Consider the following 24,111-nt stretch of genomic DNA (forward strand, 5'->3'; position numbering starts at 1 on the left):
ACCCAGCAAACCCTCGGCAAACACAGTCTATACAGAGAACCCAACCACAACAAAAAAGGCAGCCAAAGCTGCCTTTCATTAAAATTAAACAAAAACCCGTTACATCAAGCAGAGAACGAAGAGCCGCATCCGCAAGTGGAACTTGCGTTGGGATTCCGAATAACAAACTGCGAACCCTCTAGCCCTTCGGAGTAATCAATCTCGGCGCCAACCAGATACTGATAGCTCATCGGATCGATCAGAAGCGTGACACCATTTTTTTCCATCGTGGTGTCGTCTTCATTAACTTCTTCGTCGAAGGTGAATCCATACTGAAAACCCGAACAACCACCGCCCGTCACAAACACACGCAATTTCAGAGCGGGATTTCCCTCTTCCTCGATCAACTCCCGCACTTTCCCTGCAGCGCTGTCGGTAAAGTTAATAGGAACTGCCATTTCGGTAACTGCGTTCATGAACAAGACTCCAGAAAAAATTCGTGCACGATTATGCGAGCCCACACAACCGGTGGTCAACGGCATTAGGCCAACTCGGGTGGTTTTAGTTCCTCAGCCTTTCGCACAGCATTAACCAGACGACCTTCAATAACAGCCCCTTGGTGCATTTCGATTGTCGCGTACTCGACATCACCTACGATGCGCGCCCTGGACTGCATCTCCAATGCCTCCGTGACGACAACCGGACCGACGACCGTTCCGTTTGTCACCATATGGGCAACCGAGACTGCCCCTTCTATACGCGCATGCTCGCTCAAGACCAAGGTTGAAGAGGACGCCCCTTCAGCCGCCTGGACGCTGCCTTTTAATTCCCCATCAACCCGCAACCCTCCCGTGAAATAGAGCGCCCCCTCAATGCGCGTCCCCGCGCCGATCAAACTATCGATACGCCCATGCAGCTTGCTTTCAGGCTTTTTACCAAACATTGAACACCTCTATAACTGAGCCACCCGTTTAGACTTTAATACATCCCCCTGATACAAGCGGGCCTCAACCCCTTGCAGCACAGCCCCGGTCGGCAACACAAAACCACCCTCCCGACGCAAAAAATGCCTGATCTCGACCACCCCGTCACGCTTCAGGTCCTTCGGCTCCGGGACAAGCATCCGAGCACTTCGCCCCGAATGAGCGTATTGAATTTCTAGCTGAAGGAAGCCACGAAATTCCGGCAACTGCTTGTCAGGCTGATAAACCATCAACAAGCGATATTGATATCGACCACCACCAGCCACCGCAACCTTGAAGTTTTCAACCCGAACTGCGGCCGTTTCGCCTGCCGCAGGAATCAAGCGCTCAAAGAGCAACATATCTTCTTTCAGCATTGCGTTGTCAGACTCCAGCGCCTTGATTCTGGACAGCAATTGCTGCCGCGCCGCTCGTTCTATATTGACCGCGCTTTGCTCCGTTCCGGTAGAAGAACGCAAAACACTTAACTCATCACTTTGCGCCAGGAGTTGCTGACGTGACTCCGCCAACTCTCGCCCGAGTTGCCCCGCTTCATTGCGCTGAGCCATGAGCCAGCCGAGCGAAACCATCAACAGCGCAAACAAGGTAAGTGACAACACATACCATCGTAGCGGCAGATGGCTACGCACGACGACCTTTGGCGCAAGAATGCCGAAACGGCGCCTGAACTTCCGAATTCGAAGAGTAACTGCGGGTGTTGGCATCGATGAAAACGCAAGCAGACCGGCCATGGCATGAACCGCAACGAAAAACCTTGACGCCACACCTAAGCCGAAAGGCGCAACGATATCACTATCGAAAAACTGGCATCAACCAATTGACGTTGAAAACACCGCTTGCACGGACGGAAAGCACTATCTCGCCTTGAATACAGCAGAAAATTGGTTTGGAATTAATGAAAGCGGCCCGCAAGGTCAGTCACGAGCACGGCACGGCACATCGCACATCCTGGACGCACAAACGTCCCCATGAAATCCATAAAACAAAAATGCCCGCCATCTTGCGATAACGGGCATTTCTTGAATCAGCGAACTTTACACAACCGACTCGATTCGCTCTTCCTAGCAGCGCTGAATTAGCGCTTGGAGAACTGCTTACGGCGACGGGCCTTGTGGAAGCCGACCTTCTTACGCTCGACTTCACGAGCATCCCGGGTAACGAAGCCTGCCTTCGACAGCGCCGGCTTCAACGCTGCATCGTACTCGATCAGCGCACGGGTTATGCCGTGACGGACAGCACCAGCCTGACCCGACTCACCACCACCAGTAACGTTAACCTTGATATCGAAACCGTTCAGTTGCTCAACCAGCTCCAGCGGCTGACGAACAATCATGCGACCAGTTTCGCGAGAGAAGAACTGGTCAACCGGCTTGCCATTGACAACGATGGCGCCAGAACCGCGCTTCATGAAAACACGAGCAACGGCGCTCTTGCGACGACCGGTACCGTAGAAATAACCTTCAGCCATGATACCCCCTTAGATTTCCAGAGCCTTCGGCTGCTGGGCAGTGTGCGGATGCTGGTCGCCGGCGTAGCACTTCAGCTTCTTGAGCATGGCATAGCCCAGCGGACCCTTCGGCAGCATGCCCTTGACGGCGGTTTCCAGGGCACGGCCCGGGAAGCGTTGCTGCATTTTCTTGAAGTTGGTTTCGTAGATACCGCCCGGGTAACCGGAGTGGCGGAAGTACTTCTTGTCTTCAGCCTTGTTGCCGGTAACGGTGAGCTTTTCAACGTTGGTAACAACGATGAAATCACCGGTATCAACGTGCGGGGTATAGATAGCCTTGTGCTTGCCGCGAAGGCGACGAGCGATTTCGGTGGCGAGGCGGCCGAGCACCTTGTCTGTGGCGTCTACCACAAACCACTCGCGCTTCACCTCATGTGGCTTGGCGGAAAACGTTTTCATGTGTGTGCCGTCCTGAAAAAAATGGGCGCAGATTGGAGAAAGGCGCGGATTTTAGTCGACTTTTTGAGCCGATGTCAATCCTTTTCAATCACTCTGACAAATAGGCAAAAAAAACGCGGCTCGCTGAGCCGCGTTAAATCCACACCAAAGGAGGAGGGTGGAGGAGACAAATCTGAACCGAAGAACTTCTCGCTACTAAGTCACTACAGTTCGTACGCTTCACATTCTGCCCGAACGCCGAAAGTCAGGCAAGAAATATTTGTGCGCCGCACAACTTATATTCAAATACGTCGATCAATTTCATTTATCAAATATAACAATCTGTAATTACGGTAGTTTTATATTTCCTACGGCGAATATTTAGCATTGATAAATCAAAACGCCCCGCTTAAAGCCTGCGATATGATATTGATCAAATGCTGCACCGCAACAATCGCCACCTCGATTCAATCATTTAGCAATTCCGTTAGAATTCGGCACCCCTACAGGAGATCGAAATGGATTGCACAGTGAGATGGATGGGCAACGACGCTGGGATGTCGTTCGTTGCCGAAACAGGTAGTGGACACGCCGTCGTGATGGACGGCGCGCCGGAAGCCGGCGGCAGAAACATCGGCTTGCGCCCGATGGAAATGGTGCTCGCCGGAACCGGCGGCTGCTCAGCCTTCGATGTTGTGCTGATCCTGAAAAAAGGGCGCCATCAGGTCAGCGGCTGCGACGTCAGCCTTCATGCCGAACGCGCCGAAACCGATCCGAAGGTTTTCACGCGCATCCACTTCCACTATCGCGTCAAAGGCCGGAATCTAAAAGCCGACGCCATTGCCCGGGCGATCGAACTGTCGAAAGAGAAGTATTGCTCGGCATCCATCATGATCGGCAAAACAGCTGAGATGACCACCGACTTCGAAATTATCGAAGAAGCCTAGTCGCCAGACAGGCTTAGATGCGATAGGCGGTGAAAGTCATCACCTTCGCCGCCAATTTCATCGCAAGCTTGACTGGCGCAGGCAAGGCCGCCGCACCGTGCCGTACTGCCGCTTCGGCATGCTGGATTTCGTCGAGCCGCATCTGATCGACGATGGCGCGGGATTTAGCATCCTGCTCGGGAAGACAGCGCAAGTGGCCATCGAGATGCGCCTCGACCTGGCGCTCGGTCTCGGCCAGAAAGCCGAGATTCCACTTGTCGCCCAAGGCCCCGGCCACCAGCCCAAGCGATAGTGAGCCGGCGTACCACAGCGGATTCAGTAGGCTCTTTCGCCCACCCAGCTCAGCGATCCGCTTTTCCGTCCACGCTAAGTGCTCGGTTTCTTCCGTGGCCGCACCGCGTAGCGCGTCTTTCAACACTGGATCACGCGACGTCAGCGCCTGCCCCTGATACAGAGCTTGGGCACATATTTCACCGCAATGATTGACCCGCATCAGCCCGACAACCTGACGCCGCTCGGCGGTGTTCAACTCCGGCTCGGGAAGTTCCCGAGCCGGATGCGGACGGACGGTATACGCCGGCGCAAATACTGAGCGCAGGGCACGATCGAACTCCAGGATCAAGGCATCAGGAGACATGGCAACACTCACCGCCGGACGACATCTGGGTGCCCGCCGCGAACCAAGGCATCGCGCGCCTCAGCTGCACTGCGCACCGCTATGCCGTTGGGGCAGAAATATTCGAGAAACAAGGCCGCGTGCTGCCGGTTGGCATAGGCGTCCTGAACTCGCGCCCATTCGCTCTTGCGGGCCTTGGACCACGTTCCGTCCAAGCGACCGGAGGCATAGATGCGGCGCGCCCGTGCGTCACAACGCATCCCCTCGAAAGTGACATTTCGCCCACCTTCCGGCGTCTCGACCACCATTACGTAGCGGATTACGCCATCTGCCCCAACGCTCAGGCTTGCGCCATCAATATAGAACTTGTTGGCGGTCGCCGCGCTGACATACAAAGGCAGCAGATTGCCGCGCACGTTGGCCGGCGGAAATGGCGCTTCGATTTCCTGCCACTGCTTCGGCTCATATTCGTCATCATCCTCAGCCATGGCCGAAGAAGAGCAAACCGCCCCTTGCAGCAGCACGAGAAAAAGGGCTAACAAACGAACGCGCATGATCATTTATCCTCGTCGGCTTCGACAGTTTCCGTCCCACCGGCAGGAAGCTCGCGGCGATGGCGCTGCCCCTTGCGGTCGAAATCCAGGAAGCGGACGAGCTCGTTCAACGCCTGCTCATAGACAGTACGCTTGAACTCGATGACCGCATCAAGCGGCACCCAGTAGTCGTTCCAGCGCCACGCATCGAATTCAGGTTTACTGGTTGCCCGCAAACTAACGTCGCTATCACGCCCGACCAACCTCAACAGGAACCAGATCTGCTTCTGGCCTTTGTAGGAACCGCGCCATTCGCGCCGGATCCAGTGTGTCGGCACTTCGTAACGCAACCAACCTTTGGTTCGCCCGAGGATACGCACATGCTCGGGCAAGAGCCCGACCTCTTCATACAGTTCACGATACATGGCTTCTTCCGGCGCTTCGCCTCGCTTGATGCCACCTTGCGGAAACTGCCAGGAATGCTCCCGTATGCGCTTACCCCAGAAAACCTCGTTCTTGGCGTTACAAAGAATGATGCCGACGTTCGGGCGATAGCCTTCACGGTCGAGCATAGAAATCCTGCAAAATTAATAGTTACCCCAATTCTTTCACAAAGGGCGGTCACATGCAAAGAAGCCGGAGCGTGTAAAATCGAGGTTTAGCAACGAATTCAAGAGCATCCCATGCGCACTTCGCAGTTCTTTTTCACCACCCTCAAGGAAGCTCCGGCCGACGCCGAAGTGATCAGCCAGAAAATGATGTTGCGGGCCGGCTATATCAAGCGTGCCGCCGCCGGCATCTACACCTGGATGCCGCTCGGCCTGCGCGTCTTGCGCAAAGTCGAAAATGTGGTGCGCGAGGAAATGAATCAGGCCGGCGCCCTGGAATTGTTGATGCCGGCTGTCCAGCCGGCAGAACTGTGGCAGGAATCCGGCCGCTGGGAGCAGTACGGCCCGGAATTGCTGCGTTTCAAGGACCGTCACCAACGCGAATTCGTCATCGGCCCGACACACGAGGAAGTCATTACCGACGTCGTCCGCCGCGACGTCAAGAGCTATCGCCAACTGCCGATCCACCTGTATCAGGTGCAAACCAAGTTCCGCGACGAAATCCGCCCCCGTTTCGGCGTCATGCGCGGCCGCGAATTCCTGATGAAGGACGGCTACTCGTTCCACAGCTCGTTTGACGACCTGAAGCGCGAATACGGCAACATGTACGACACGTACAGCCGGATCTTCACCCGCCTCGGACTGAAGTTCCGTGCCGTCGCCGCCGACACCGGTTCGATCGGCGGTACCGGCTCGCATGAATTCCACGTGCTGGCCGATTCCGGTGAGGATGACATCGCTTTCTGCCCCGATTCCGATTACGCCGCCAACGTAGAACTGGCCGAGGCGCTCGCCCCGGCAAGGTCCCGCATGGCTGCCGCCAAGGCGCTCGAGAAAACCCACACGCCCGGGAAAATGGCGTGCGCCGACGTAGCCAAATTCCTCGAACTACCGCTCGGCCAGATTGTGAAATCGATCGCCGTCATCAGCGAGAAGGAAGACAGCAAGCAGACTTTCGCCCTGCTCCTGTTACGCGGCGACCATGAGTTGAACGAAATCAAGGCCAGCAAGATTGCCGCGATCAATCCCTTCCGTTTCGCCACCGAAGAAGAAGTCATCGCGCATCTCGGCTGCAAGCCAGGCTTCATCGGCCCGGTCGGCATCGACCGGGAAAAAGTGGCTGTCTTTGCCGACCGCAGCGTCGCGGTGATGAGCGATTTCGTCTGTGGCGCCAACGAAGCCGGTTATCACATGACCGGCGTCAATTTCGGTCGCGACCTGCCGGAACCCGAGATTTTCGACCTGCGCAACGTCGTCGCCGGAGACCCCTCGCCCGATGGCAAAGGCATGCTGGACATCTGCCGCGGTATCGAGGTGGGCCATATCTTCCAGCTGCGCCAGAAATACGCCCAGGCGCTCGGCTGCAGCTATCTCGACGAGAGCGGCAAGAGCCAGGTGATGGAGATGGGCTGCTATGGCATCGGCGTGTCGCGCATCGTGGGCGCTGCCATCGAGCAGGGTAACGACGAGAAGGGCATCGTGTTGCCCGCCGCCATCGCACCGTTCGAAGTCTGTATCGTGCCCATGGGCTATCACAAGAGCGAAGCGGTCAAGGCTGCCGCCGACCAGCTCTATGCCGACCTAAAAAAGGGCGGCTTCGATGTCGTGCTGGATGACCGCAACGAACGTCCTGGCGTCATGTTCGCCGACATGGAACTGATCGGTATCCCGCACCGTGTGGTCATCGGCGAACGCGGCCTGAAGGACGGCCAGTTCGAATACAAGGGACGTCGCGACGCCGAGGCAACGATGATCGCCCAGTCCGACATCGTGGCTACCCTGCAAGGGAAGCTGTGCGCCGTCTGATTGTCGCGCTGTTGTTGTGTGGCGCGTCGGCGGCCTACGCCGGCGCGCAGAAGTACGAAGCACTGTCAGCCAGCGCGCAGGCCGCCCTGCACAAGGCAGTTTCCGATTCCCGACCGAGCGTCAGCTCCTTCAAGACACCGATGGACGCGGTCGACTGGCTGGCCGCCATGTCGCCGCGCCTGGAAAAGCGCATCCCTAACCGCGAGTACCGGATCGACCTGCTGCGCAGCGTGCATTATGAAGCGACGCGAGCCGGGCTCGATCCGCAACTGGTGCTCGGACTGATGCAAGTCGAATCGGGGTTCCGCAAATATGCAGTTTCGTCGGCCGGAGCCCGCGGCTACATGCAGGTCATGCCCTTCTGGGTCAAGCTGATCGGCCGCCCGGAAGACTCACTGTTCGATCTGCGCACCAACCTGCGCTACGGCTGCACCATCCTGCGCCACTACCTGGATATCGAAAAGGGCGACCTGTTCCGCGCCCTCGGCCGCTACAACGGCAGCCTGGGCAAGCCGGAGTATCCCAATATGGTTCGCGCCGCCTGGCAGAACCAGTGGGGTTACGAGAAGGCTGCCCGCTTGGCGCAGGCGGCCAACTGATCAGCGCCCCATGCCGCCCATGCCGGGCAGCATACCTTTCATGCCGCGCATCAGTTTGCCGATGCCGCCCTTGGAAAGCTGCTTCATCATTTTCTGCGTCTGCTCGAACTGACTGAGCAGGCGATTGACTTCCTGAACCTGAACGCCGGCCCCTGTCGCGATACGGCGCTTGCGGCTGGCCTTGATCAGTTCCGGCTTGGCCCGCTCCTGGGGCGTCATGGAATTGATGATGCCCTCGACGCGGCCGATGATCTTGCCCTCCGCCCCGGCCGGCAAAGACCCCGCTGCTTGGGCGATCTGCGCCGGCATCTTGTCCATCAGGGCCGTAAGGCCGCCCATGTTGCGCATCTGGGCCATCTGCTCCTTGAAGTCGTTCAGGTCGAAGCCCTTGCCGGACTTTAGCTTCTTGGCAAAGGCAACGGCCTTTTCCTCGTCCAGCCCCTTGCGTGCCTCCTCGATCAGCGACAGCACGTCGCCCATGCCAAGAATGCGTGAAGCCATTCGCTCCGGATGGAAGGCCTCCAGACCGGTCAGTTTTTCGCCGACACCGGCAAACTTGATCGGCTTGCCGGTGATGTGACGCACCGACAACGCAGCACCGCCGCGCGCATCACCGTCCAGCTTGGTCAACACCACGCCGGTGAGCGGCAAGGCTTCGTTGAAGGCTTTGGCGGTATTAACGGCATCCTGACCTAACATGGCGTCGACCACAAACAGCGTTTCGATCGGATTGATCGCAGCATGTAGACGCTTGATTTCCGCCATCATTTCTTCGTCGATGGCCAGACGACCGGCGGTGTCGACCAGCAGCACATCATGGTAATGGCGCTTGGCCCAGTCGATCGCTCCGGCTGCGATGGCCTCCGGCTTTTCACCGACGGTCGACGGGAAGAAATCGATTCCGGCCTGACCGGCCACCGATTTCAGCTGCTCGATAGCAGCCGGACGATAGACGTCGCAGGAAACGACCAGCACCTTTTTCTTGTGGTTTTCCTTGAGGAACTTGCCCAGTTTGCCGACCGTCGTCGTCTTGCCCGCGCCTTGCAAACCAGCCATCAGGACGATGGCGGGCGGCTGGGTGTTGAAATTGATACCCTCATGCGCATCACCCATGATCTTGGTCAGTTCGGCATGAACAACGCCAATCAACGCCTGCCCCGGACTGAGCGAACCGATCACCTCTTCGCCGACTGCCTTTTCTTTGACCGCTGCCACGAAATCCTTGACCACCGGCAGGGCGACGTCAGCCTCCAGCAGTGCCATGCGGACTTCGCGCAGGGCTTCGGAAATATTGGACTCGGTCAGGCGTGCTTCGCCCTTCAGCGTCTTCATGACGCGAGCAAGGCGATTGGTCAGGTTATCAAGCATGTCAGTTGGGCTTCTAGTAGAATTCAAGGATGTCCGACATTGTAATTCAGCTTCTGCCGCACATCCTCGCTGCCCTGATTTATGGCGCCCTCGGTTTCCACTTCTGGAACACCCGCTGGCGCGAAAGCGAGGGACAGTGCGTCGCCTGCCCCATGCAAACCTGGGAGCGCACTGCCATTGCCGTGGCGCTCGCCATTCACGCCGGCGGGCTCTACGATGCCCTGTTCACAGAGGCCGGGATGCGTTTCTCATTCAGCTTCGCGCTATCGCTGATGATGTGGCTGGCCGTCCTAATCTACTGGCTGGAAAGCTTCATGGCCCGCATGGAAGGCATGCAGCCGATGGTCCTGCCCCTGGCTGCCGGCTGCGCGATATTGCCGGTGCTTTTCCCGAACGTGCATCTGGTCGCCCACGCCAACGCGACCGGCTTCAAATTGCATTTCCTGACGGCCATGCTGGCCTACAGCCTGCTCACCCTGTCCGCCCTGCACGCCATCTTCATGGGCTTTACCGAGCGCTCGCTGCACAACCGTTCCCTGAAACGCAGCCTGGCCAGCCTGCCGCCCTTGCTGGCCATGGAATCCCTGCTTTTCAAGATGCTGCTGATCGGCTTCATCCTGCTTACCCTGACCGTCGGCAGCGGCGTGTTCTTCTCCGAAGCGCTGTTCGGCAAGCCTTTGTCGGTCGATCACAAGACCCTGTTTGCCTTCGCCTCCTGGGGCATTTTCGCCACCCTGCTGATCGGGCGGCACGCCTGGGGCTGGCGCGGCAAACGGGCCTTGCGCTGGACGCTGGCTGGCTTTGCACTGCTGATCCTTGCCTACGTGGGTAGCCGTTTCGTTGCCGAAGTGATTCTTGGCCGGGTCTGAGTCGGCCATGACCGATATTCCATTAGCCGCCCTGCTCGGGGCTCTGGTTGTATTGCTGATTTTTTCCGGAATTTTTTCCGGCGCCGAAACGGCGATGATGGCCGCCAACCCCTATCGTCTGCGCCACGCCGCACAGAATGGGCACCGCGGGGCCAAACTGGCGCTGGCACTATTGGGGAAGACGGACAAGCTGCTCGGCCTGATCCTTCTCGGCAACACCCTGCTCAACGCCGCCGCCGCCACCCTGACCGGCTATATCGCCCTCGCCCTTTTCGGCGAGTCGAAGTGGGCGCTGGAAATCGGGACTTTGTGCATCACCTTTGCACTGCTTGTCGTCGCCGAAATTTCGCCCAAAGTTATCTGCGCGACCTACGCCGACCGTTTGGCGCCACTACTCAGCTACATCCTGACGCCGCTGCTACGCCTAGCCTACCCGATCATCTGGTTCGTCAACCTGTTCGTGACCGCGCTGCTCAAGAGCATCCGGCTGGCGCCGAGCGGCCTGCATGAAGAGACCAAGCTGTCGCCCGAGGAATTACGCAGTCTGGTGCTGGAATCGGCCCACCTGATGCCCAAGAAGCACCACACGATCCTCTCTAGCCTGTTCGAACTGAACAACATCACGGTCGAGGATCTCATGACCCCGCGCGGCAGCATCGAGATCCTCGATCTCGACCTACCCTGGGAAGAAGTGAGGAACCAGTTGGCCACTAGCCACCACAGCCGACTACCGGCTTGCCGAGAGTCGCTGGATCAGTTGATCGGCATCCTGCCTGTTCGCCGCCTGCTGGCCAGCATAGGCGACAGCGCCTTCGACGAGGCCTCGCTGCTGCAACAAGTGCAACCGCCCTACTACATTCCGGCAGGAACGCCTGTTTTTTCGCAGCTGGCTTTCTTTCAGGAGAACCGCCAGCGCATCGGTTTTGTGGTCGATGAATACGGCGAGATTCTTGGCCTGCTGACTCTGGAAGACATCATCGAGGAATTTGTCGGCGACTTCACCACCTCGATACCCGGCCTCGGCCAGGAGCTTCGCTGGTCCGATGAGGGCGATACCATCGTCGAAGGCTCACGTCCGTTGCGCGACATCAACCGCATGCTGGGACTCGACTTCCCGTTGGACGGCCCGAAAACCCTGAACGGCCTGATTCTGGAGCACTTTCAGGATATCCCCGAGTCCGGTATCAGCATCAAACTAGCCGGGATTGCGGTTGAAATTCTGCAAACCCAGGACCGTAGCGTGGTTACCGTACGCATATTCCGTCCCGAAGCAGCCTGAATGGCCGTCAGACAACCTTTACAAACAGGCGCCTGCGTAGCATTATCGACCGATCTAAACGGCATTTAAGCTCAATCGATGGCAGCAACTCCTCAAAATCCTCCACTCAGCGGCCTGGCGCGTGCGCTTGTCCAGGCCGGGCAACTCAAGGAGGTCGAGGCGGAGCAATTGCTGTCACAAGCCCAGAGCAGCAAGACCTCACTGATCGAGCAAATCATTGCCAGCCAAAAATCCAGCGCGCTGGATATTGCCCGTTTTGTCGCCGACACCTTCGGCTATCCTTTGCTGGACCTGAGTGCGTTCGACGAAGCCCACATTCCGGCCGATGCTATTGATCGCAAGCTGATCGCCACCCACAAGGTCATCCCGCTCAACAAGCGGGGGAATCGGCTATCGGTAGCCATTGCCGACCCAACCAATCTGCGGGCGCTGGACGAAATTCGTTTCCAAACCGGACTGGCCGTTGACCCCATTGTCGTCGAACAGCCCAAGTTGGCTCCACTGGTGGGCAAATACGCCGAGAGCGCAGCCGAAGCACTGAAAAACTTCACCAGCGAAGACATCAATCTCGACTTCCTCGATGAAGAAGCCGCCAAGAATGATGATGCTGGCGGCCAGGAGATCGACGACGCCCCGGTCGTCAAATTTATTCAAAAGATACTGCTCGATGCCATCAACGACGGCGCCTCGGACATCCATTTCGAACCTTACGAAAAGTTCTACCGGATTCGTTTCCGTGTCGACGGTCTCCTCCGCGAGGTTGCCACCCCTCCGCTGGCCATCAAGGAAAAGATCGCCTCACGCATCAAGGTCATCTCCCGCCTGAACATTGCCGAAAAACGCGTGCCGCAAGACGGGCGGATGAAACTAGTTCTGTCCAAAACCCGCGCGATCGACTTCCGGGTCAGCACCTTGCCAACCCTGCAGGGCGAAAAAATCGTCATGCGTATCCTTGACCCGACGTCCGCAACGCTCGGCATCGAGGCGTTAGGCTACGAGCCGGAACAGAAAGCGGCGCTGATGGATGCCATCGGTCGTCCCTACGGCATGGTACTGGTCACCGGCCCCACCGGCTCTGGCAAGACCGTTTCGCTTTATACCTGCCTGAATATCCTGAACAAGGACGGCATCAATATTTCGACTGCCGAAGACCCGGCCGAAATCAATCTAGCCGGCATCAACCAGGTGAACGTGGACGATCGTGCCGGACTAACCTTCCCGGTAGCACTGAAGGCCTTCCTGCGCCAGGATCCGGACATCATCATGGTCGGTGAAATTCGCGACCTGGAAACCGCTGAAATTTCGATCAAGGCGGCCCAAACCGGCCACCTAGTGCTGTCTACGCTGCACACCAACGACGCCCCGCAGACCCTGACCCGTCTGATGAACATGGGCGTCCCCACCTTCAACATCGCCTCCAGCATCTTGTTGATTACCGCTCAACGCCTCGCGCGCCGGCTGTGCAACTGCAAAAAACCCATGGAAGTCCCCAAGCAGGCCTTGCTAGATGCCGGCTACTCCGAGGGCGATCTCGATGGCTCGTGGACACTGTATGGCCCAGGCGGCTGCGAACGCTGCAAGGGAACAGGCTACAAGGGGCGGGTCGGCCTCTACCAGGTTATGCCCATCTCGGAAGCGATGCAGCGCATGATCATGAGTGGCGCCTCCTCCCTCGATCTAGCCGTTCAGGCCAAAGAGGAAGGAGTCAAGGACCTTCGGGAATCCGGACTATTGAAAGTCAAACAAGGGGTCACCTCGCTTGACGAGGTTCTCAGCACCACCAACGCTTAACAAAAAGGAATCTGCATGGCTACCGCACGACCCAAGGCCTCGGCAGTCAAGGAAAACACCTTCCAATGGGAAGGCAAGAACAAGGATGGCAAAGCCGTACGCGGTGAAATGCGTGCCGCCAGTGAATCAGTCGTTCAGACGACGCTGCGCCGCCAAGGCGTCACCAATACCAAGGTCAAAAAGCTCCGTTTCAAGACCGGCGGCAAGGTTACCGACAAGGACATCACGCTGTTCACCCGCCAACTGGCCACCATGATGAAGTCAGGTGTTCCGCTTCTGCAGTCTTTCGACATCGTCGGGCGCGGACATGCCAATCCGGCGGTGGGCAAGCTGCTGTTGGATATCAAGGCCGACGTCGAGACCGGCAGTTCACTATCCCAAGCATTTCGCAAATTCCCGCTCTATTTCGACACATTGTTCTGCAACTTGGTCGCCGCCGGCGAGCAAGCTGGCATTCTCGACACGCTTCTTGACCGGCTGGCAACGTACAAGGAAAAGATTCTTGCCATCAAGAGCAAGATCAAGGCAGCCCTGTTTTATCCGGTTGCTATTATCGTTGTCGCTTTCATCATCACGGCGGTAATCATGATTTTCGTGATCCCTGCCTTCAAGGACGTATTCAAGAACTTCGGCGCCGACCTTCCGGCACCAACACTATTTGTCATCGGCATTTCCGATTTCTTCGTCGCCTATTGGTGGGCCATCTTCGGCACCATCGGCGGCGGACTTTACGCCTTTCTTGAAAGCTGGAGGCGCTCCGAGAAGGTGCAAATGGCCATGGACCGCCTGCTGCTTCGCATGCCCGTATTCGGCGACATCGTCCGCAAATCGGTCATCGCCCGGTGGACCAGAACGCTGGCCACCATGTTCGCAGCCGGCGTTCCCTTAGTCGAGTCGTTGGAATCTGTTGGCGGTGCTGCCGGGAACCACGTGTACAAAGTGGCCACCAAGCAGATCCAGGGCGAGGTGGCCACCGGCACCAACCTGACCACCTCAATGATGAACACTAACCTGTTCCCCAACATGGTCACCCAGATGGTTTCGATTGGCGAAGAATCCGGCTCGCTGGATTCCATGCTGTCAAAGGTCGCCGACTTCTTCGAACAGGAAGTCGACGATGCCGTGGAAGCCATGTCCAGCCTGATGGAACCAATGATAATGGTGATCCTCGGCACGCTGATCGGCGGCATGGTGGTCGCGATGTACCTGCCCATCTTCAAGCTCGGGTCTGTCGTTTGATGATGCCGGAAACCTTGGGCGGCCTGGCTGCCGTAGCCGGGCTGCTCGGCTTGTGCGTCGGCAGCTTCCTGAATGTCGTGGTTCATCGCCTTCCCAAGATGATGGAGCGGGAATGGGCGGCTCAATGCGCCGAATTGTGTGGCGAGAATCCTCCTGATGCTGCAGCGCTCTCCCTGTCCAAACCGCGCTCCCGTTGTCCATCCTGCGGACACCAGATTACCGCGCTAGAGAACATCCCTTTGCTCAGCTATCTGCTGATCCTGAAAGGCAAATGCTCCTGCTGTGGCGTACGGATATCGCCCCGCTACCCCATTGTCGAAGCGCTGACCGGGCTCATCTCAGCCTATGCCGCGTGGCACTTCGGCCCGACCTGGCAGACCGTCGGCGCCCTGCTACTCATCTGGGCATTGATCGCCCTTTCCGGCATCGATCTGGATACCCAGTTGCTCCCCGATTCGATCACCTTGCCGCTCCTGTGGTTCGGCTTGGCATTCAACCTGTGGGCCGCCTACTGCGATCTGCCGTCTGCCGTCATCGGCGCCATGGCCGGCTATCTGGCGCTGTGGAGCGTCTTCTGGCTGTTCAAGCTGGCCACCGGTAAGGAAGGGATGGGCTACGGTGATTTCAAGCTACTGGCCGCACTCGGCGCTTGGCTGGGCTGGCAAATGCTGCCGGCCATCATCCTGCTATCTTCCATCGTCGGTGCTGCGGTGGGCATTACCCTGATTGTCGTGGCACGCCATGGCCGCAACATCCCCATTCCGTTCGGCCCCTATCTGGCAGCAGCCGGAGTCATCGCACTATTCTGGGGTCAGCAGATCACCCGCACCTATCTCGGCATGATCGGTTGAAATCCGCGCATCAGCCCTGATATAACCAAGGTCAACTCTCGGTTATAATTCAAGGTTTTGGAGGACTCCCATGCCGATTTACGAATATCGCTGCGACTCCTGCGGTTTCCAGAAAGAACATCTGCAAAAGATGAGTGACCCGCAGCTCACGATCTGCCCGGAATGCGGCAAGGACAGCTACAGCAAGCAGCTGTCTGCGGCCGGCTTCCAGCTTAAAGGCAATGGTTGGTACGCCACCGATTTCAAGGGTGGCAGCCAGAAGGCCGCCACCCCGCCCCCATGCCAGACCGGGGAAGGAAGCTGCTCATCGTGCGTGGCCAACTGATCAAACGCTACTTCATTACCGGATTGCTGATCTGGGTCCCGCTGGTCATTACCGGCTGGGTGTTGTCGCTCATCATCAGCACGCTGGACCAGTCGCTCCGCCTGCTGCCGGAAGCGGTCCACCCGCAGCACATCTTCGGATTCGCGATTCCTGGGGCCGGCGCCGTCCTGACCTTGGCGATGATCCTGCTGACAGGCTTGCTCGCCGCCAATTTCATTGGCCAGAAGCTGGTTGTTTGGTCGGAAAAAATCCTGGCCCGCATCCCGGTCGTCAATTCGGTCTACAACAGCGTCAAGCAGGTTTCCGACACCCTGTTCTCGCCCAACGGAAATGCCTTCCGCAAGGCGCTCCTCGTGCAATATCCGCGCGAAGGCAGCTGGACGGTCGCCTTCCTGACCGGCGCCCCGGGCGGCGACATCGTCAATCATCTCAAGGGTGAGCATGTCAGCGTCTATGTGCCGACCACGCCCAACCCGACCTCCGGCTTCTTCCTGATGATGCCGGTCAAGGATGTCGTCGAACTCGACATGACCGTCGACGAAGCACTCAAATACATCATCTCGATGGGTGTCGTGGCGCCGCCGCCACACCCGCGCGTTGTTACCAACATTTAAGCAACCCCACGGAATCTTCATGCGTACCCATTACTGCGGACAACTCAACGCCTCCCTCGACGGCCAGATCGTCACCCTGTGCGGCTGGGCCCACCGTCGTCGCGACCACGGCGGCGTCATCTTCATTGACCTGCGCGACCGCGAAGGCCTGGCCCAGGTCGTTTGCGACCCGGATCGCGCCGAGTCCTTCAAGATCGCCGAATCCGTCCGCAACGAGTTCTGCCTGAAGATCACCGGCAAGGTCCGTCCGCGCCCGGCCGGCACGACCAATGCCAACCTGGCTTCCGGCGAGATCGAGATCCTGTGCCACGAGATCGAAGTCCTGAACGCCTCCGTCACGCCGCCGTTCCAGCTCGACGAGGAAAACCTCTCCGAGAACGTCCGCCTGACCCATCGCGTCATCGACCTGCGTCGCCCGCAGATGCAGAACAACCTGATGTTGCGCTACAAGACGGCGCGCGCCTTCCGCCGCTTCCTCGACGACAACGGCTTCATCGACGTCGAAACACCGATGCTGACCAAATCGACGCCGGAAGGCGCCCGCGACTACCTGGTGCCGTCGCGCGTCCATCCGGGCCAATTCTTTGCCCTGCCGCAATCGCCGCAGCTCTTCAAGCAGCTGTTGATGGTCGCCGGCTACGACCGCTACTACCAGATCGTCAAGTGCTTCCGCGACGAAGACCTGCGCGCCGACCGTCAGCCAGAATTCACCCAGGTCGATATCGAGACCTCGTTCATGAGCGAGGCCGAAATCACCGCGCTGATGGAAAAACTGATCCGTACCGTCTTCAAGGAAGCGATCGACGTCGATCTGCCAGAATTCCCGCGCATGACCTACGCCGAAGCCATGCACCGCTTCGGTTCGGACAAGCCGGACCTGCGCGTCACGCTCGAGTTGACCGAAGTCACCGACGCCTTCAAGGATGTCGCCTTCAAGGTCTTCGCCGGTGTCGCCAACAGCGAGGGCGGCCGCATCGCCGCCATGCGCATTCCGGGCGGCGCCACTCTGACCCGCGGCGAAATCGATGCCTACACCCAGTTCGTCGGCATCTACGGCGCCAAGGGTCTGGCCTACATCAAGGTCAACGACGTCACCCAGATCAATGAAACCGGCCTCCAGTCGCCGATCGTCAAGAACCTGTCCGAAGCCTCGCTGAAGGCCGTCATCGAACGCACCGGCGCCCAGTCCGGCGACCTGATCTTCTTCGGTGCCGACAAGGCAAAGATCGTCAATGACGCCCTCGGCGCGCTGCGCATCAAGATCGGCCATGAAAAGGGCTTCGTCACCAGCGCCAAGTGGGCACCGCTGTGGGTCGTCGATTTCCCGATGTTCGAGTACGACGATGAATCGAAGCGCTGGACCGCCTGCCACCACCCGTTCACCAGCCCGAAGGACGAGCATCTCGACCTGCTGGCCTCTGATCCGGGCAAGTGCCTGGCCAAGGCCTACGACCTGGCACTGAACGGCTGGGAACTGGGCGGCGGCTCGGTGCGTATCCACCGCGCCGAAGTGCAGGAGAAGGTTTTCTCCGCCCTCAACATCGGCCCCGACGAACAGCAGGCCAAGTTCGGCTTCCTGCTCGACGCGCTGAAGTACGGTGCTCCGCCGCACGGCGGCCTTGCCTTCGGCCTCGACCGCATCGTCACCATGATGACCGGCGCCGAGTCGATCCGCGACGTGATCGCCTTCCCGAAGACCCAGCGCGCCCAGTGCCTGCTCACCGACGCGCCGTCGGCGGTTGACGAGAAGCAACTGCGCGAACTGCACGTCCGCCTGCGCCAGAAGGTCGAAACCCAGGTCGAAGTCGCCCAGGGCTAAGTCGTAGCCATGCCAATCTGGCTGCGCTTCCTTCTCGTCCTCTGGCTGGCGGTTGGAAGCGCATTTGGTTTCAGTCGCGACAATTCGACCTCCGATAGCGTATCGGTAGCCGAATTGCCGCGCGAAGCCCGGCAGACCCTGGCGCTGATCCGGGACGGCGGGCCCTTCCCCTACCAGCGCGACGGCATCGTTTTCGGCAATTTCGAAAAACGCCTGCCGCTTGAAGCGCGCGGCTATTACCGCGAATACACCGTCGAATCCCCTTGGCGCCGCGACCGCGGTCCACGGCGGATCATCGCCGGGCAACGCGGCGAGTTTTATTACACCGACGATCACTACCGGACATTCCGGCGTATCAGGGAATAGCAGGTCAGCCATGGGCGATCACGTGTTCAGCAAAATCGACACCTCCGGCGTTTACTCGGTTGCGCCAGAGCGGCGTGCAGTGGCCGAAACGGCCGCCGCCAAAGAACATCTACACCTACTGAAGGCAAGCATCCCATCGCAAGCAAACAAGGAGCAGGCACTCGTCCAACTCGGCGCCGACCTCGATTTTCCTAGCTGGTACGGCGCCAATTTCGACGCCCTGTTCGATTGCCTGACCGACCCGGACTGGTGCCCGGCGAAAGGCCACGTCATCCTGATCACCGGCATGGGCGAACTGCGCACCAGCGACCAGGAAGCCTTCACCACGCTGATCGATGTTTTCCAGGCCGCGGCTGAATCGCGCCAGGAAGCCGGCTCCCCGTTCTGGATATTGCTCGACAGCCCGGCCCGCGGCATTGCCGTATTGCCCAAGGCATGACGACACCGAAACAACCTGTCTCGGTTCTCGTCGTCATCCATACGCCCGAGCTTGACGTCCTGCTGCTGGAACGGGCCGCCCACCCCGGCTTCTGGCAGTCGGTCACCGGCAGTCGCGAAGGTGACGAAAGCCTGATCGACACTGCGCGGCGTGAAGTCGGCGAGGAAACCGGAATTTTGCGTCCGACCATGGAATTCAAGGACTGGTCGCTGACCAACACCTACGAAATTTTTAGCGAGTGGCGACACCGCTACGCTCCCGGCGTCACGTCGAACGTCGAGCACGTGTTCAGCCTGTGCCTGCCGCAGCGCATCACCATCACTCCCAACCCCGACGAGCACCGTGACTGGCAATGGCTCCCCTGGCCGGAAGCCGCCGAACGCTGTTTTTCGTGGAGCAACCGGGATGCCATTCGGATGCTCGAGGAACGCTATCCGGACTCTTGAAAGCCGCCAAAGGACTCCTATATTAGGTTTACCCAAACTTGATCCACTCAGGAGATAACCATGGCCAACATTACCCGTACCGATCCTCTCGACGAGCTGTTCCGCGGTTTTTTCGTGCGTCCGGTCGACTTCAACCGCGCCCCAGCCCAGGCCCCGTCCATCAAGATGGATGTCCACGAGGAAGGTGACAATTACCTCGTCCACGCCGAATTGCCCGGCACCAAAAAGGAAGACATTCACGTCGTCGTGGAAGGCAATCTCGTCTCGATCAGCGCCGAAGTGAAACAGGAGAAGGAGACCAAGGAAGGCGATCGCCTTTTGCGTTCCGAGCGCTATTTCGGCAAGGTGTCTCGCTCCTTCCAGTTGGAACAGGATCTTGACGACAGCAAGGCGAGCGCCACATTCAATGACGGGGTGCTCGAGCTGACCCTGCCCAAGCGCACAGCCAGCCCGAGCAAGCGCCTGACCATTACCTGATCCGGCCGACCTCGCCGCAAAGGCCGGACCCCGTTCCGGCCTTTTTCTTTGTACAATCCGCGGCGATTCCATCTGGAGCCCGCCATGAGCATCAAAGACCTCCCCCCCGGCATCAAGGCCGCCGTTCTGGCCGAAGCCCTGCCCTACATCAAGCGTTTCCACGGCAAGACCATCGTCGTCAAATACGGCGGCAACGCGATGACCGACGAGCATCTGAAGAGCTGCTTCGCCCGTGACGTCGTCCTGCTTGAGCTCATCGGCTTCAACATCGTCGTCGTCCACGGCGGCGGACCGCAGATCGAAAACCTGCTCAGCCGTGTCGGCAAGAAAGGCGAATTCGTCCAGGGCATGCGCGTCACCGATGCCGAAACGATGGAAGTGGTCGAAATGGTGCTCGGCGGCCAGGTGAACAAGGACATCGTCAACCTGATCAACCAGCACGGCGGCAAGGCCGTCGGCCTGACCGGCAAGGACGGCAACTGCATCCGCGCCAAGAAGCTGATGCTGGAAAACAAGGACAACCCGGGCGACCTGATCGACGTCGGCCAGGTCGGTGAAATCACCAAAATCGATCCGTCCCTGATCGATCACCTCGACAAGGGCGCCTTCATCCCGGTCATCGCCCCGATTGGCGTCGGCGAGGAAGGCGAAACCTACAACATCAACGCCGACGTGGTCGCCGGCAAGATCGCCGAAGTGCTGAAAGCCGAAAAGCTGGTCCTGCTCACCAACACCCCGGGGGTACTGGACAAGGCCGGGAACCTGATCACCGGCATCACCCCCAAGCAGATCGACGAAATGGTCGAAGACGGCACCCTGTCCGGCGGCATGCTGCCAAAAATCGGCTCGGCACTGGATGCCGCCCGCAACGGCGTCAAAGGTGTGCACATTATTGATGGCCGCGTCGAACACGCGCTGCTCCTCGAAATCCTGACCGACCACGGCGTCGGGACCATGATCAAGTCGCACTGATCGATACCGCCCCACCGCGAAAGCCCGCAGCAGCGCGCTTTTTCAATGGCACTACCGCTCTCTCGATGAACAAACCCGTCTGGCTCTTCGACCTCGACAACACGCTGCACAACGCATCGCCGCACATCTTTCCGCACATCAATCGGGCCATGCGGGAATACATCGAGCGCCATCTCGGCGTCGATGAGCACGAAGCCAGCCGTATCCGCCAGGACTACTGGGCGCGCTATGGCGCCACCCTGCTCGGGCTGATGCGCCATCACCGCACCGATCCGGATCATTTTCTGCAGGCCACCCACCAATTCCCCGATCTGCAGCGCATGGTCGTCTTCGACAAGCCCCTGATCCATGCCCTGCACCGCCTGCCGGGCCGCAAGATCCTTTTTTCCAACGCGCCCCGCCACTACGCCGACGCGGTTCTCGCCATCACCGGCTTGCGCCCCTGTTTCGACGCTGTCTATGCGGTCGAAAACCTCCGCTACCGGCCCAAACCGATGCGCGCCGGATTTCTCACCCTGCTCCGCGCCGAGCGTCTCGACCCGCGCCACTGCATCATGGTTGAGGACAGCCTGGCCAACCTGGTCACCGCCAAGAAACTGCGCATGAAGACGGTGTGGGTGAGCGCTGGCTTACGCCAGTCGCCCTTTGTCGACGTCAAGATCAACAGCGTCCTGGAGTTGCCGCAACGCTGCGCTCGTCTATAATTCCCTCGCAAAATGAATAATTCAGGAGAGGGACATCATGGCGACCAAACCGGGCGAACGCCGCCTGCACATCCTGCAGACGCTGGCCGAAATGCTGGAAACCCCGAAGGGGGAAAAAATCACCACGGCCGCCCTGGCCGCCCGGCTGCAGTGCTCCGAAGCGGCCCTCTATCGCCACTTCGCCAGCAAGGCCCAGATGTTCGAAGGCCTGATCGAATTCATCGAGGCCAGCCTGTTCGGCGTCATCAACCAGATCACCTCGGAGGAAGGCGAAGGCCTCAAGCAGGTCGAGCTGATCATCGGCCTGCTGCTGCGTTTCGCGCAAAAGAACCGCGGCATGACCCGCGTCCTGATCGGCGACGCCCTGGTCAATGAAAACGACCGCCTGCAGGCCCGCATCAACGGCCTGCTCGACAAGATCGAGGCCGCCTTCAAACAGGCGCTGCGCATCGCCGCAACGCAGGAAAACCTGAAACCGGACGCCGATTTCGGCGCCCTGGCCAACCTGTTGCGCTGCTATGCCGTCGGCCGCTGGGAACAATACGCGCGCAGCGGTTTCAGCCGCGAACCGCTGGCCCAATGGCCGCAGCAGTGGCCCATGCTCTACTTTGCCTGCCTGTCCCAATCCGGCGCGCCGGGAGCATGAGAACTGTTGTTGGCCCTTAGCAAAAGCAAAGGGCGCCTATGGCGCCCTCTAACTTCGCTAACAACCAAGGACTACTGACTAGCAACCAGCTTTCAGGTATTCCGCCGCATCGAGTGCGAAATAGGTCAGGATGCCATCGGCACCGGCCCGCTTGAAGGCGAGCAGGCTTTCCAGCACGCAGGCCTTTTCGTCCAGCCAGCCGTTCTGCGCCGCCCCCTTGAGCATCGCGTATTCGCCGCTCACCTGGTAGGCATAGGTCGGCACCTTGAACTCGTCCTTCACGCGGCGAACAATGTCCAGATAGGGCATGCCCGGCTTGACCATGACCATGTCGGCGCCTTCCTCGAGGTCGAGCGCCACTTCGCGCAGCGCCTCGTCGGTATTGGCCGGGTCCATCTGGTAGGTGTATTTGTTGCCCTTGCCGAGATTGCCGGCCGACCCGACGGCATCGCGGAACGGGCCGTAGAAACTGGAGGCGTACTTGGCCGAATAGGCCAGGATGCGGGTATAGATCTGGCCGGCCGCTTCCAGGTCGGCGCGAATCCGGCCGATACGGCCGTCCATCATGTCGGACGGCGCGACCACGTCGGCCCCCGCATGGGCATGGCACAAGGCCTGTTTGGCCAGCACCTCGAGGGTCTCGTCGTTCAGCACATAGCCGCTGGCGTCGATCAGGCCATCCTGGCCATGGCTGGTGTACGGGTCCAGCGCGACATCGGTGATCACGCCGAGATCGGGAAATTCGCGCTTCAGCGCCTGGACCACGCGCGGCACCAGACCATCCGGGTTGTAGGCTTCCTCGGCGCCGAGCGACTTCAGCGACGCATCCACCACCGGGAACAGCGCGAGTGCCGGAATCCCCAGCTTGACGGCGCGCTCGGCCGTCTTCAGCAGCACGTCCGGCGACTGGCGCTCGACGCCGGGCATCGATGCCACCTTCTCGACCCGTCCTGCGCCTTCGAGCACGAAAACCGGGTAGATGAAGTCATTTGCCGTCAGCACCGATTCGCGCATCAGCCGCCGCGAAAAGTCATCGCGCCGCATCCGGCGCATCCGGGTTCCGGGGAAACCACCTGTCACTACTGCCATATTGCAACCTCTACAAATTCGGATAACAAATTTTCAGACACCATGGAACTTATCGCTTTGACCCGCGTCAGAGTACGCAGATGGCACGCGCTGTCTCCCGCTTCACCTCCCTGAGCGGGTGCCTTGACTACGTTAGGGCATTTTGGCCCCCGGACCCCCCTTATCCGGGGGCCCTTTGTTTTCCTTGGTCTTGATTTCGATCTCCAGCCAACCGGCCAATGCCCGCTCGGCTTCCTCGACGCCGGTCTTCTTGAGGCTGGAAAACAGCTGCACCGAATACAGATCGGCATCGCCCCAGGTCGCGATTTCCGCTTTCACCGATCGCAGAACCTTGGTCTGCTCCTGGCGGCTCAGCTTGTCGGCCTTCGAGAGCAGAATGTGGATCGGCCGGCCAGTCGGCCGGAACCAGTCGATCAGGCGCACATCGAGGTCGGTGAACGGCCGGCGCGAATCCATGATGACCACCAGTCCGACCAATTGGTCGCGCTTGCTGAGATAGGGGCCGATCAAGCCTTCCCACTGCGAGCGGATCGCTTCCGGCGCCTTGGCAAAACCGTAGCCGGGCAGGTCGACGAAATACTTGCCTTCGGCCAGGGTGAAATAGTTCAGGTGTTGCGTGCGGCCCGGCGTCTTACTGACGTAGGCAAGCCGGACACGTCCGGCCAGGGTATTGATGGCGGAGGATTTTCCGGCATTGGAACGGCCGGCGAAAGCGACTTCGCGGACTGCATCCTGGGGCAAATCACGGAGATTGGCGACGGTCGTCAAGAAGACCGCGTTCTGGAACAAGGGCATAAAAAACTCGGAAGACCCGCCTAGGAGAGGGGGAAGTGATATAGAATAACAGGTTTGTAACTTCCG

General features: G+C 59.2%; 29 protein-coding genes. 18 read left to right on the top strand and 11 right to left on the bottom strand.

Going from position 1 to position 24,111, the window contains the following annotated elements; genetic code table 11:
- Positions 1–104: 104 nt before the first annotated feature.
- The 5 genes from erpA to rplM form a co-directional block, all read right to left on the bottom strand.
- Complete coding sequence (gene erpA / locus LZ012_RS15605; RefSeq protein ID WP_275711793.1) at positions 105–455, bottom strand: iron-sulfur cluster insertion protein ErpA; 351 nt, start codon at positions 453–455, stop codon at positions 105–107.
- A gap of 65 nt (positions 456–520) precedes the next feature.
- On the bottom strand, positions 521–922 hold the full coding sequence (locus LZ012_RS15610) for a bactofilin family protein (RefSeq protein ID WP_275711795.1): 402 nt from the start codon (positions 920–922) through the stop codon (positions 521–523).
- A gap of 9 nt (positions 923–931) precedes the next feature.
- Complete coding sequence (locus LZ012_RS15615) at positions 932–1,693, bottom strand: DUF6776 family protein (RefSeq protein ID WP_275711796.1); 762 nt, start codon at positions 1,691–1,693, stop codon at positions 932–934.
- Between the two features lie 344 nt (positions 1,694–2,037).
- Complete coding sequence (gene rpsI / locus LZ012_RS15620; RefSeq protein WP_275711797.1) at positions 2,038–2,430, bottom strand: 30S ribosomal protein S9; 393 nt, start codon at positions 2,428–2,430, stop codon at positions 2,038–2,040.
- A gap of 9 nt (positions 2,431–2,439) precedes the next feature.
- Positions 2,440–2,868, bottom strand: coding sequence for a 50S ribosomal protein L13 (gene rplM, locus LZ012_RS15625; RefSeq protein ID WP_150427257.1), 429 nt, complete (start codon positions 2,866–2,868; stop codon positions 2,440–2,442).
- 497 nt (positions 2,869–3,365) lie between these two features.
- Between rplM and LZ012_RS15630 the strand changes: the two genes are divergently transcribed.
- Positions 3,366–3,794, top strand: coding sequence for an OsmC family protein (locus tag LZ012_RS15630; protein WP_275711798.1), 429 nt, complete (start codon positions 3,366–3,368; stop codon positions 3,792–3,794).
- Between the two features lie 13 nt (positions 3,795–3,807).
- On the opposite strand, the gene coq7 is transcribed toward LZ012_RS15630, so the two are convergent.
- From coq7 to LZ012_RS15645, 3 genes are read right to left on the bottom strand one after another with little or no spacing between them, the layout of a single operon-like run.
- Positions 3,808–4,431 (bottom strand): 2-polyprenyl-3-methyl-6-methoxy-1,4-benzoquinone monooxygenase, encoded by a 624-nt coding sequence (gene coq7 / locus LZ012_RS15635; protein WP_275711799.1) that lies wholly within the window; start codon positions 4,429–4,431, stop codon positions 3,808–3,810.
- 8 nt (positions 4,432–4,439) lie between these two features.
- Positions 4,440–4,970, bottom strand: a complete 531-nt coding sequence (locus LZ012_RS15640) for a CNP1-like family protein (protein WP_275711800.1) — start codon at positions 4,968–4,970, stop codon at positions 4,440–4,442.
- The gene (locus LZ012_RS15645; protein ID WP_275711801.1) at positions 4,967–5,515 is read right to left on the bottom strand and encodes an RNA pyrophosphohydrolase; all 549 of its coding nucleotides are present in this window, start codon (positions 5,513–5,515) and stop codon (positions 4,967–4,969) included. Before LZ012_RS15645 ends, LZ012_RS15640 begins: the two co-directional genes overlap by 4 nt.
- A 111-nt stretch (positions 5,516–5,626) precedes the next feature.
- Between LZ012_RS15645 and LZ012_RS15650 the strand changes: the two genes are divergently transcribed.
- Together LZ012_RS15650 and LZ012_RS15655 are read left to right on the top strand one after the other, a co-directional pair.
- Positions 5,627–7,357 (top strand): proline--tRNA ligase, encoded by a 1,731-nt coding sequence (locus tag LZ012_RS15650; protein WP_275711802.1) that lies wholly within the window; start codon positions 5,627–5,629, stop codon positions 7,355–7,357.
- A complete protein-coding gene (locus tag LZ012_RS15655) occupies positions 7,345–7,956 on the top strand; it encodes a lytic transglycosylase domain-containing protein (RefSeq protein WP_275711803.1) in 612 nt (203 codons plus the stop codon). The genes LZ012_RS15650 and LZ012_RS15655 overlap by 13 nt, the downstream gene beginning before the upstream one ends.
- Here the strand turns inward: LZ012_RS15655 and ffh are convergent, their stop codons facing one another.
- Complete coding sequence (gene ffh, locus LZ012_RS15660) at positions 7,957–9,324, bottom strand: signal recognition particle protein (RefSeq protein WP_275711804.1); 1,368 nt, start codon at positions 9,322–9,324, stop codon at positions 7,957–7,959.
- 29 nt (positions 9,325–9,353) lie between these two features.
- Between ffh and LZ012_RS15665 the strand changes: the two genes are divergently transcribed.
- The 15 genes from LZ012_RS15665 (at position 9,354) to slmA (ending at position 22,161) form a co-directional block, all read left to right on the top strand.
- Positions 9,354–10,193 carry a cytochrome C assembly family protein gene (locus LZ012_RS15665; RefSeq protein WP_275711805.1) on the top strand — a complete coding sequence of 280 codons (840 nt, stop codon included), beginning with the start codon at positions 9,354–9,356 and terminating at the stop codon, positions 10,191–10,193.
- A 7-nt stretch (positions 10,194–10,200) separates the two neighbouring features.
- Positions 10,201–11,472: an HlyC/CorC family transporter gene (locus LZ012_RS15670; RefSeq protein WP_275711806.1), complete on the top strand. Its 1,272-nt coding sequence runs from the start codon at positions 10,201–10,203 to the stop codon at positions 11,470–11,472.
- A 78-nt stretch (positions 11,473–11,550) separates the two neighbouring features.
- On the top strand, positions 11,551–13,263 hold the full coding sequence (gene pilB, locus LZ012_RS15675; RefSeq protein WP_275711807.1) for a type IV-A pilus assembly ATPase PilB: 1,713 nt from the start codon (positions 11,551–11,553) through the stop codon (positions 13,261–13,263).
- 15 nt (positions 13,264–13,278) lie between these two features.
- Positions 13,279–14,502, top strand: a complete 1,224-nt coding sequence (locus tag LZ012_RS15680; RefSeq protein WP_275711808.1) for a type II secretion system F family protein — start codon at positions 13,279–13,281, stop codon at positions 14,500–14,502.
- Positions 14,502–15,353, top strand: coding sequence for a prepilin peptidase (locus tag LZ012_RS15685; RefSeq protein WP_275711809.1), 852 nt, complete (start codon positions 14,502–14,504; stop codon positions 15,351–15,353). The genes LZ012_RS15680 and LZ012_RS15685 overlap by 1 nt, the downstream gene beginning before the upstream one ends.
- Positions 15,354–15,423: 70 nt before the next feature.
- On the top strand, positions 15,424–15,678 hold the full coding sequence (locus LZ012_RS15690; RefSeq protein WP_275711811.1) for an FmdB family zinc ribbon protein: 255 nt from the start codon (positions 15,424–15,426) through the stop codon (positions 15,676–15,678).
- Entirely contained in the window at positions 15,678–16,292 is a 615-nt protein-coding gene (locus LZ012_RS15695) for a DUF502 domain-containing protein (protein WP_275711979.1), read from the top strand. The genes LZ012_RS15690 and LZ012_RS15695 overlap by 1 nt, the downstream gene beginning before the upstream one ends.
- Positions 16,293–16,311: 19 nt before the next feature.
- Positions 16,312–18,111: an aspartate--tRNA ligase gene (gene aspS / locus LZ012_RS15700; RefSeq protein WP_275711812.1), complete on the top strand. Its 1,800-nt coding sequence runs from the start codon at positions 16,312–16,314 to the stop codon at positions 18,109–18,111.
- 9 nt (positions 18,112–18,120) lie between these two features.
- Positions 18,121–18,477, top strand: a complete 357-nt coding sequence (locus LZ012_RS15705; protein ID WP_275711814.1) for a guanyl-specific ribonuclease — start codon at positions 18,121–18,123, stop codon at positions 18,475–18,477.
- Between the two features lie 10 nt (positions 18,478–18,487).
- Positions 18,488–18,916 (top strand): barstar family protein, encoded by a 429-nt coding sequence (locus LZ012_RS15710; protein WP_275711816.1) that lies wholly within the window; start codon positions 18,488–18,490, stop codon positions 18,914–18,916.
- Entirely contained in the window at positions 18,913–19,362 is a 450-nt protein-coding gene (nudB, locus tag LZ012_RS15715; RefSeq protein WP_275711817.1) for a dihydroneopterin triphosphate diphosphatase, read from the top strand. Before LZ012_RS15710 ends, nudB begins: the two co-directional genes overlap by 4 nt.
- A 60-nt stretch (positions 19,363–19,422) precedes the next feature.
- Positions 19,423–19,839, top strand: a complete 417-nt coding sequence (locus tag LZ012_RS15720) for an Hsp20/alpha crystallin family protein (protein WP_275711818.1) — start codon at positions 19,423–19,425, stop codon at positions 19,837–19,839.
- An 84-nt stretch (positions 19,840–19,923) separates the two neighbouring features.
- Positions 19,924–20,811 carry an acetylglutamate kinase gene (gene argB / locus LZ012_RS15725; protein ID WP_275711819.1) on the top strand — a complete coding sequence of 296 codons (888 nt, stop codon included), beginning with the start codon at positions 19,924–19,926 and terminating at the stop codon, positions 20,809–20,811.
- A 65-nt stretch (positions 20,812–20,876) separates the two neighbouring features.
- Complete coding sequence (locus LZ012_RS15730) at positions 20,877–21,515, top strand: pyrimidine 5'-nucleotidase (protein ID WP_275711820.1); 639 nt, start codon at positions 20,877–20,879, stop codon at positions 21,513–21,515.
- A 37-nt stretch (positions 21,516–21,552) separates the two neighbouring features.
- Positions 21,553–22,161, top strand: coding sequence for a nucleoid occlusion factor SlmA (slmA, locus tag LZ012_RS15735; RefSeq protein ID WP_275711821.1), 609 nt, complete (start codon positions 21,553–21,555; stop codon positions 22,159–22,161).
- Between the two features lie 78 nt (positions 22,162–22,239).
- On the opposite strand, the gene hemB is transcribed toward slmA, so the two are convergent.
- Both hemB and yihA read right to left on the bottom strand, forming a co-directional pair.
- Positions 22,240–23,205, bottom strand: coding sequence for a porphobilinogen synthase (gene hemB, locus LZ012_RS15740; RefSeq protein ID WP_420839541.1), 966 nt, complete (start codon positions 23,203–23,205; stop codon positions 22,240–22,242).
- Between the two features lie 177 nt (positions 23,206–23,382).
- A complete protein-coding gene (gene yihA, locus LZ012_RS15745; RefSeq protein WP_275711824.1) occupies positions 23,383–24,045 on the bottom strand; it encodes a ribosome biogenesis GTP-binding protein YihA/YsxC in 663 nt (220 codons plus the stop codon).
- Between the last annotated feature and the right edge of the window lie 66 nt (positions 24,046–24,111).

Source organism: Dechloromonas hankyongensis (assembly GCF_022012295.1).
GTDB lineage: Bacteria > Pseudomonadota > Gammaproteobacteria > Burkholderiales > Rhodocyclaceae > Azonexus > Azonexus hankyongensis.